Annotated in this window: 6 protein-coding genes and 1 pseudogene; 2 read left to right on the top strand and 5 right to left on the bottom strand. The window is 40.2% G+C overall.

Annotated features, from left to right (window positions below; all coding sequences use genetic code 11):
* Positions 1-461: 461 nt before the first annotated feature.
* The 4 genes and pseudogenes from AC19MX_RS20875 to AC19MX_RS20860 all read right to left on the bottom strand — a co-directional run bounded on the left by AC19MX_RS20875 (position 462) and on the right by AC19MX_RS20860 (position 5,532).
* Entirely contained in the window at positions 462-860 is a 399-nt protein-coding gene (locus tag AC19MX_RS20875; RefSeq protein WP_498299758.1) for a hypothetical protein, read from the bottom strand.
* Positions 861-1,078: 218 nt separating this feature from the next.
* Positions 1,079-1,372 (bottom strand): annotated as a pseudogene (locus AC19MX_RS20870) (carbohydrate binding domain-containing protein); the annotation flags it as partial.
* A 47-nt stretch (positions 1,373-1,419) separates the two neighbouring features.
* Complete coding sequence (locus AC19MX_RS20865; protein WP_498299757.1) at positions 1,420-4,068, bottom strand: endo-1,4-beta-xylanase; 2,649 nt, start codon at positions 4,066-4,068, stop codon at positions 1,420-1,422.
* A gap of 363 nt (positions 4,069-4,431) precedes the next feature.
* The gene (locus AC19MX_RS20860; protein ID WP_498299756.1) at positions 4,432-5,532 is read right to left on the bottom strand and encodes an endo-1,4-beta-xylanase; all 1,101 of its coding nucleotides are present in this window, start codon (positions 5,530-5,532) and stop codon (positions 4,432-4,434) included.
* Positions 5,533-6,020: 488 nt separating this feature from the next.
* On the opposite strand from AC19MX_RS20860, the gene AC19MX_RS20855 reads away from it, so the two are divergent.
* Positions 6,021-6,479 carry a cupin domain-containing protein gene (locus tag AC19MX_RS20855; protein ID WP_498299755.1) on the top strand — a complete coding sequence of 153 codons (459 nt, stop codon included), beginning with the start codon at positions 6,021-6,023 and terminating at the stop codon, positions 6,477-6,479.
* A 26-nt stretch (positions 6,480-6,505) separates the two neighbouring features.
* Here the strand turns inward: AC19MX_RS20855 and AC19MX_RS20850 are convergent, their stop codons facing one another.
* Entirely contained in the window at positions 6,506-7,678 is a 1,173-nt protein-coding gene (locus tag AC19MX_RS20850) for an endo-1,4-beta-xylanase (RefSeq protein WP_498299754.1), read from the bottom strand.
* 159 nt (positions 7,679-7,837) lie between these two features.
* On the opposite strand from AC19MX_RS20850, the gene AC19MX_RS20845 reads away from it, so the two are divergent.
* Positions 7,838-8,830: an SMP-30/gluconolactonase/LRE family protein gene (locus tag AC19MX_RS20845; RefSeq protein WP_498299753.1), complete on the top strand. Its 993-nt coding sequence runs from the start codon at positions 7,838-7,840 to the stop codon at positions 8,828-8,830.
* Positions 8,831-9,735: the final 905 nt, after the last annotated feature.

The following is a 9,735-nucleotide window of genomic DNA, read 5'->3' as shown; positions in this document are numbered from 1 at the left end:
AATAGGTCACTTTAGCCCCTTGACGCTGGTCTGTTATTGTTTGGAAATTCTCTTTGAAGTGGTCAATATGCATGGTGTGCTCCCGAAAAAAGGGAGTATAAGATCATAGCGAGATGTTAACGTCAAACCTTATGTTAAATTGATTGAAAAACGTTCACGATCTCGCCCTGCCTAAAGCAGGGTTAATAAAATATTCAGAACCAGATTTTCAATATGCGAGACATAATATCTACGGATTACTGAAAACACATGGATGTTTAGGCCGCTAAGGTTACCGAATTTAGCTTCCCTACCTCCCCTTTTATTTGTCACACGCTGGGTGATTAAAGGCTCAACACTTGGCAATAAATAAGTATGCTACTACCGTAACGTCCCTAGCCCTCTTATGGACAGAAATGAGCTAGGGACTTAAATCCGATAATCGAATAACAATTAGAAATATTTTCTATCCAAGTGATAGGTTACTTATATGACACTTTAGCTTTATTTTTTAACCTATCTTTGTAAATAGGATATAAGTTATAGGTCGGATAAAACTCGGTAGAAAAGGCTTTCCAGGCAGTTTTCTCTATAGCAAGGTTAACGGCACTCAATTGGTGTGCTGGCACTTCTAACGTCACGACTTGCCCTATTCCCATCATCACATACCAACTTACAACCGACACACCTTTAGGCGGAAAGGCATCAAAGAAGCCTTGTTCGGTTAAAATCTGCTGAGTGTCAGCTAAGTTCCTACTCTGGTCGTGTTTTAAAAATACCGTTAACAGAATTGAATCTTTTGGTTGTGAATCAATTTCCGGCTCCGCTAAAGCAGTAAAACTGGTAAAAACCAGTACCAAACACATCAATAATTTTGTCATAACAAATTCCTTTTATAAGTTGGACTATTAACTAGGCTGCAGATTAATTCGTTTAAAATGTTTGATCTACAGCCATTATCTAGGTAAAAGTGGAGTTTTCAGCTGAGCTTACTGTTAACTTAACTGTTGAACTGAGGGAATAATTAACCTTCCCTCAGTTCGATAACCGTCCAAATTTATGGTTAATACGGTTAATTTATTTAATTAATCGTGCCGATTTACTCGACACTAGCAAGCTTAAGTACCGCATCATCTAGATACATATCAACGCCTACCGCGGCATTAGAAAAATAAACAGATAGCTCAGTTAAATTACAATCGGGTGTTGTGAAAGTACCACTCACCAATGTCCATTCGCTGTTCGATACAGTAACAGCCGGGCCGGCATCACTATAAACTGCAGTTCCACCTTCACAGGTCTGTTTTATGTTAATGCTAACGTTTTCGCTTTCAGACCCCACCACTCTTATCCAACCGCTCATATCATAAGTAGTATTAAGTTTACTCCGACCAAAAAAGTCGAAAACAGGTCCTTGCCAATCATTGGTACGCGAGTTAACTAATGCAGACTTTCACCGGTATGAGCAAAATCGGAACTTGATTCAATATTGGCTCCCCACGTTGCCCAACCATTCACACCCGACTCGAACGTTGAATTGGTAAATAAGTTGTCCGGGTCAACGGTAATATCGCTGGTAATCGACACGCTATCTATATAAATATTTACACCAATAGCTGGGCCATCAAAATACACAAATGCACTAGTAAGGGCACAATCAGGTAACACAAAACTGCCAGTTAACTTGGTCCAAGCGCCATTTGTTGCTGTTATGGTGCCATGTTGAGTGTATGACGCATCAGCTTCAGTATCGCCTTCACATAAGATTTTTAAGGTGATATTTAGCACATCAGATGCAGCATTTTCGATACGCGCATAGGTTGTCACGTCATAGGTTTTACCCGCTTCAGCATGAGGCAGTAAGTTAAATACCGGTCCTTGCCAAGTGCCAGTTCTGTCAGTATGTAAAGCGCTGCTATTACCGGTGTAGGTATAGTTTGTTGAGCTAGCTAACGTGCCGCCCCAAACTGACCAACCGTCAGTGTTTTGTTCAAAGTCATTGTTTGAAACTAAGTTAGGGCCTAGATTTTTTTCTTTTGCATGAAAAGTGACGTTATCAACATAAATATCGATACCCACTGCTGGGCCTTCAAAATACAGAATCGCATCGCTCATTGCACAAGTGGGTAACGTTACCTGCCCTGCTATTAATGACCAATCCGTCGAGTTAGCCGTTGTCGCACCTGTGCCTAAGTACTTAACGCCATCTGAACAGGTTGCACTGATGGTGGCTTTGACTTGAGCCGACCCTTCACTAATGGCCGTCCTGGCAAACAATTGGTAAGTTTGACCTGACTCCACAAGACTTAAAATGTTAGTGGAAGGACCTTGGTATTCTTGAGTACGCGCAGTACCGACTAAACTTTGCTTACCAGCAAATACTTTAGTGGTTGTTATGGCTATTTCTGATGTGTCGTAACCTTCCCAGCCAGACCCATCAATTTCAAAATCACTATTGGCTAATATGTTTTCGCCAAAACCTTCAGTATTAGGCATTAATACTTGTGGGCGAAGACTAACCGCATCTAAGTAAATTGTTTCATTCACTACTGGGCCTTCAATGAGTAGGGTTGCAGCGACTAGCTCACAATCAGGAACGGTTAATGACCCCGTTAATTGAGTAAATGCGGTATGACTGGCAACCGCTGAATTAATCACGATGGTGTTAGCTTGTTCGCCGACACATTCAAGCACCACGCTGGCTGTGCTGGTTAGTGTTGATTGATTAGTCGACATTACCCAAGCTTCAAGGTCATACACACTGTTTGCGCTCAGCAAGCCAGTAATATCCATACTTGCTTTGGCTTTAGCGGTACCAGTTGACGTGACTACAAGCGAGGTAATACCATTCTTTTTGTTAACGGTTGATCTTAATGCTGTGGCCTCTAACGTTGTCCAGCCATCTGTTGCTATTTCAAAGTTACCGTTAGCAATGAGGTTTGGCATAACACCAGCTGCATCTGCTTCAATACCCATAAAGCCATCGGCTATGGCAAAGTAAGCGGGCTTTCTTTGGTAATCAGCGGTGTAAATGAGTGGATCATCGGGTCCAAATTCGCCGTCAATCCAACTGTATTTATCGGTGAAACCCCAAATGGTCACTGCGTCACAGCGTTCTACATTCATACATGCGTTAATCGCACGATGATATACCTGTTGTTGTATAGCCAGTTTAGTCACTTGGTCCCAAGGTAACGATGATAAACGCACATCAATTTCACTAATATTGACGTCTAAATCTAAATCAACAAAACGCTGGAAATTGTCTGTCATTTGCTGAGTTGAGGGTGCATTTGATGCGTCTAAATGCATTTGAAAACCCACCCCATCAATGGGTATGTCAGCATCGACTAATTCCGTGACCATGGTCAATACGGCATCAGATTTTGCATTGATGTTATCTATGCTGTAATCGTTATAAAACAACTTAGCTTTTGGATCAGCAGCATGGGATCTGGTAAACGCGTCGGCAATAAAGCGTTTATTTAGCTTTGCAAAAAATACAGAGTCACGATAATTAGCATCATCCCCCATCACCTCATTTGCCACATCCCACGCGTAAATTTGTCCGCTATAACGCGCAGCTGTAACATCGATATGGGCATTGATCAGACCGGTTAACTCTTCAGGTGTTACATCACCATTAACAAAATTTGGCGATTGGCGATGCCACACTAAAGCGTGACCTTTAAACGCCATGTCATTTTGTTCAACAAAATCAATCATGCTATCTAAAGCATCAAAGTTCCAAACATCAGAGGTTGACGTTTGTATCGAGCCCCATTTACCGGCATTTTCAGGCGTAACATAGTTAAATTCTTTTTTTACTATGTCGAGATAATCTGTCTCGTTATTGCTTAATACCCCATAACTTAACGCTGTCCCAATGCGTTTATTCGCTTTATTTGCCGCTTCAATTAACGTCGTCACCAATGGTTCTGGGGGCGTAGGCTCAGGTTCGACTACATCGATTGGCGGTACTTCGGCGGACTCTTTATCACTGTCAAAACATCCCGATAATAAAAGTAGCAGAGGGCCAACCACTAACGCTGACTTAATTAACTTGAGTCTATTGTTTTTTATATTCATTTATATTTCCTGATAAGTATTATTTTATTTTTGATTTACCATATTTTTAATGTCAGTTTTCTTGGTCTTGTTTTTTCTTATTTAGCATTAATAACGTTTGTGTCAAAATGACTATAACGTTAATTTAAAATAGACTACTAGGTTGAAATTAACAACTACAATAATTTCATGATTAGTGTATTCATTGTTTTTTGTCACCAACTTGCACATTTGAGTCGATGTTGGCAGGAATAAGCAAGAGGGCATAATGTTTACGAAGTACTGATTCTGCACTGATAAAGACAGACAGCTTTGATGAGAAAGCCACTTATATCGATAATATAAGTGGCTTAACTTGTTCATCACTTATTGCTAAGAATGTGATTATAAGCTGCCGACAAAGTCTTTAATCTGCATGTTTCTATCAATTAATAATGGATAATCGGTACGGCCTTGCATTGGCCAACCATTACGCCAAGTTTGCTTGTCACTCACGCCCCAAAATGTCACTCGGCCAATACTATCACTGTGTTTTTTATAGATAGAGAATAAAGCTTGATAGCGAGATGCTAATTGTTGTTCAACGTCTTTGGGGATGCCATCTTTATACAGGTTGTATTGCTGTTGTAATGCTACATCTAGCGACACATCAGCACCTTCTGTTAGATTTTCAGGAAAAGGTAATACCGAAATATCAAGCTCTGTAATCATGACATCAACACCCGTTGCCGCAAACGCCACAATTGAGTCTTCAACTTCTGCAAAGTCTGGGTAATCAAGTGAGTAATGTGCTTGCATGCCGACACCGTCAATTTGAATGCCTTTTTGCTTAAGTCGGTTTATCAGTGCGATGGCCCCTGCTCTTTTTTCAGGCTTAAACATGTTGTAATCGTTGTAATATAACTTGGCTTTAGGTGCTGCCTGTTGGGCAAATATAAAAGCTTGTTCAATAAAATCATCACCAATTATTTGCTGCCATTTAGATTCACGCAAGGTGCCGTCTTCGTTTAATGCCTCATTGACTACGTCCCACGCAAATATTTGGTCTGCGTAACGCCCTGCGACTATTTTGATATGATTTTGCATGCGTTGTAGTAATTGATCACGATTAAGAAGATTGCCAGAATCGTCTTCAAATACCCAATCCGGTGTTTGTGAATGCCACACCAAAGTATGTCCAACCAGTTGTTGGTTATTGTTTTTGGCAAAGTTAACTAATGCATCAGCGACATCAAATTGGTACTCATTAGGTAATGGATTAATTGATTCCCACTTCATTGAGTTTTCAGGCGTAAAGGTATTGAAATGCTTCGCCGCTAACAGCAATTCTGGATCACTAGGATTAAGCACTTGTGCTTTGCTAATTGCTGTACCCATTTTGAAGTTATCAGCAAACTTGTCTTTCAATATAATATTTTGTGTTACAGCTTGCGTATTTGCGGCTGCACCGTTATCGCTTTCACACCCCGATAGGATTAAGGCCATTGAGGCACAACCTATCAAAATAGTTTTGTTAAGAGTTTTTGTTATCAGCATAGCCTGTATATCCCGATTATTGTTATTGCTGGCCGAGTCATATCAATCACACTGACCAGAGCTAAAAGTGAATTCATGTCTACTCTGATTATCCATTTCACAAAACAGGCGATTAAACCCAATCGTGTTAATAAATAATTCAGTTTCTCCCCCATTGAGTCAACTTATTGTTCAAAGCATTATTAACAACCATTGTTAAAAACAACGGTTAGAAATCTTATTGATCATTCCGTTACTACAAAGATAATTTTTAACGGACCAATCAAATAGTCTTTTTGACAACAAGATTGTATTAAAATAGACTAGTTTTATCTTTTTGAGAACATGTTTGTAACAAAAACTTTATAAATTGTTGCCAACAAGAAGATAAAAAAACAAATATCCACATAATAAACAATTACTTAATTATTGCATCGATGAAAATAAATGGAGTTCACATGAAAGGAAATCAGCGAAAAGTTAAATCACCCCGGTTATGCGCCTTAATGGGTGTAATGATATTAAGCTGCTTCACCTTGAGTAACATGTCTTATGCTAATGACGATATAAAACCCGAGATTACATCAACCATAGTGTCTCATGCTGATACTCATATCACCCAGTACGATGGCAGTGTGTTTAACACCTATTTTTATGGTGACACCAATGAATCAACCAATGTCATTAGTGGTGTAGCCGTTATTGAGCCGAATAATGAAATTCACCCCGCACACCAACATGAAGGCGAAGAGTTTTTGATGATATTAGAAGGACAAGGCACGTGGAGCTTAGATGGCAAAGAGTCACCTGCAAAACAAGGCGACATGCTTTATGTTGCAGCCGGCGTTATGCATGGTATTTTTAATAGCGGAACCAAGCCGTTAAAATTTGTGGTTATTCGTTACAAGAACAAGTAAACAACTCAGATTAACGGCTATGTTAATTATTTAGATTGTAGATTGAGTAAGGCTTTTAATGCTGGTTTTGGTTGTAACTGACGATCCCACAATAACGGATAATTTGTTCTTGCTGGGATTGGATAATCATTTTTCCACGACATACCATCATGTAATCCCCACAGGGTTACCCGATCAATTTTGTCGCTTTTTTTATTGAATAAGGTAAACAACTCAACATACCTTGCGGTTAACTTTTGTTGTACATCATCAGGTAACCCCGCTTTATACGGGTCAAGGTAGGTTTCGAACTCTTCTAATTGAAACTGTGGATGCATAAAGGCTTGGCCAAACACCTGACCCTCTTTGGTAAACGGCAATACATCAATATCTAGTTCGGTAATCATTACCTTCACACCCGCTGCTGCATAGGCATCAATGGCTTGCTCAATGTATTCAGTTTTAGGGAAGTTAAGCCCCCAATGCGCTTGAATCCCCACACCGTCGATACGGATCCCTTCAACTTTTAACATCTTAATCATTTTCACAATGGCATCACGTTTTTCTGGTCGCCAAGCATTAAAGTCGTTGTAATACAGTTCAGTATTGGGTGCATATTCAGCGGCATATTTAAACGCTGCTTTAACCAAAGTATCGCCATCGCCGACGCCGTTAACCCAGGTAGTTGGGCGGTATGAGCCGTCATTATCAATCACCTCGTTTACCACATCCCACGCATGCACCTTGCCAGCATAGCGACCTGCTACAAGCTTAATATGTTTGCGCATCACTTCTAATTGCTCAGCTGGCGTATTAGGTTGATTATCTTTATTTTTAAAGAAAAAATCAGGTGTTTGATTATGCCAAACTAAGGTATGCCCAACGATGAACATATTATTGTCTTGGCCAAATTTGACATAGGCATCTGCGGCGGCAAAATCATAAACTCCAGGTGTTGGGTTAACAATTTCCGCTTTCATGGCATTTTCAATGGTCACAGTATTAAAGTTATCGATGACCAACTGCTTTTGTTGATCATCTTTGCCCATGGTGACATCTTCATTTACCGCAACGCCCACTTTAAAAGCCTGTTGATACACATCATCTAAATGGGTTATCGCGTTCGAATTGGCTGCTGTTTCAACAGCCTGAATATTCATAGAGAATAATAAAGCACTGGCGATGCTCAAACCAATCGTTGTTTTTATAGCTCGATTCATTGGTATTCCTTTTGTAGTTAGCTTGTTTATCCCATCTCTTAGCCCGCGTTGAGGTTAGTTAATGGTTGTTTACCATAAGCTAACAAACTAATGGTCTATTTGACTATTATTATTTTAACGTTTAATCTAATTTGCATTAACAAATAACAAGGAAGCTCAATGCAATTAACGACATTAAGACAGTCATCAACAACAGCAGCAAAACTCGCCAGCGCATGTGCGTTAGCCCTATTGTTGCCACTGCAAGCGTATGCAGAAACAAAGTCTAATGCCGATTTAGCGTTAATTGAACAATGCAGCAGCCACTATCAAGCTGCTGACAGTCATTCGCTTAAGTTAGTTAGTGACAAATTGCTTTTCCTTGAAGGTCCTACTTGGTCTGTGGCTGACCAAGCGTTTTATTTCTCTGAAATGAACTTCTCTGGGAGTCAATTGAACGGCCCTGATGCCAATATTTATCAATACAAACTTAACCATAAGCCCACATTGTGGTTGTCACACTCTGGCAGCAATGGCTTGCAGGCTGATGGTAACGATTTGTATGTGCTAAAACACAGTGACCGATCGGTCAGCAAAATTAACTTATCAACACAAAAGCAAACTGTGGTGGTCAATCAATTCAACGGTAAACAATTTAACTCCCCTAACGACATCAGCCAACATTCAAATGGTGGCATTTACTTCAGCGATCCTGATTGGCAACTGAGCGAGCGTAAAAATGAACTTAACAGCACATCAGTTTTCTGGTTGCCTGCATCAGGAAAACTAGTCGAGCTTGACCAATTAAATAAGCCTAATGGGGTTGTATTATCGCCAGACGAACATTGGCTTTATGTTGGCGATTACAGTAACCATATTTACCGTTATCCAGTAAATGATGATGGCAGTGTTGGAAAGCGACAACCCTTTATCGACGTTGATGGACCCGATGGCATCACCATTGACTGTGCCGGTAATCTTTATGTGGCCAGCCACAGTCAAGGCAAGCTTCAAATCTATTCGCCCGAAGGTAAGTTACATCAATCAATCGCAGTTGCGCCGCGCATAACCAATATGGACTTTGGTGGTAAAGACATGAAAACCTTATTAATCACCACAGGCAGTGGCCTATTTACTTTGCAAACACAGATGGCCGGAATAGCACGGAAATAAAAAAGCCTCATTAATATTAACGTTTGATAATTTGGGCTTTTTTGTGAGGCAACGAGTCTGGCTAGCGCATTTCTGCCCCAAGTTGGTTAGGCTATGACCTGCGGCCACTAACGTCGTGGCGCTTCACCCACACCAGACCAAGAGGGAATTAACGGCTATTCCCTCTTGGAACTCCCAGCCGCCACATCAAAATTATCTGAAAAGCGATAATTTCGCGACGTGGTTAGATCCAGCTTTTAACTTCATTTGTAGCCAGCTTCGGCCTTATTTGAAAATGCTAACGCTTCAGAAGGGGCGTCCCTTCCCCTCTAAAGCTAGCCTGACATCCATGTCAAGCTCACGTCATTTTCTTCAACGGCCTCAAGTTCAGAGTTGAATTTGTCAATTAACTAAGTTAGAAAGGCATATCAAGGAAAGGTAATAATTGGTCAATTTAAAAGATTGAACATGATGAAACCTACCTTAAAAGGTGTAATCAGAACAAACCATTAGCCTAAAGGTTGTACAAAATATCACTATCGGAAAAAAGCAAATTCCTATAGCATAAAAATACCTATTAATTTGGATGTGGCATCGGCCAAGTCCAACAAGCGACTTATATTCTTTAGAGAGTCCTGTGAATAACTTCAAATTTGAACCTAAACCTGAGTCAGACTATATTCCCCTTACCCAATTGTGGTCACCTCAATTGGGCATTATAAAGAACGTAAAATATTTGAAACTTGAATTGTTTTTTGGAGCGCAAATAACAGAGCTTTTATCTGACACTAGTTCCGTTCCAGGGTCACCGCATGAGTGTTTAATTTTTAACCTAACTACTAAATCCAGCCTTTAATACTGCTTCAAGCATCGATGGATTCATCATGCATCGCTTTTGTTTTCCAACAATGCTTATCTTCGTCGGC

The sequence above is a fragment of the Shewanella sp. MF05956 genome (assembly GCF_059758055.1).
The sequence above is the reverse complement of the archived record's forward strand: the minus strand, read 5'-3'. Positions and strand labels throughout refer to the sequence as shown.

What these genes read in the sequence shown, in the direction of transcription:
- AC19MX_RS20875 (WP_498299758.1), bottom strand. Translation starts at nt 860, where the DNA reads ATGACAAAATTATTGATGTGTTTGGTACTGGTTTTTACCAGTTTTACT.
- AC19MX_RS20865 (WP_498299757.1), bottom strand. Translation starts at nt 4,068, where the DNA reads ATGAATATAAAAAACAATAGACTCAAGTTAATTAAGTCAGCGTTAGTG.
- AC19MX_RS20860 (WP_498299756.1), bottom strand. Translation starts at nt 5,532, where the DNA reads ATGGCCTTAATCCTATCGGGGTGTGAAAGCGATAACGGTGCAGCCGCA.
- AC19MX_RS20855 (WP_498299755.1), top strand. Translation starts at nt 6,021, where the DNA reads ATGAAAGGAAATCAGCGAAAAGTTAAATCACCCCGGTTATGCGCCTTA.
- AC19MX_RS20850 (WP_498299754.1), bottom strand. Translation starts at nt 7,678, where the DNA reads ATGAATCGAGCTATAAAAACAACGATTGGTTTGAGCATCGCCAGTGCT.
- AC19MX_RS20845 (WP_498299753.1), top strand. Translation starts at nt 7,838, where the DNA reads ATGCAATTAACGACATTAAGACAGTCATCAACAACAGCAGCAAAACTC.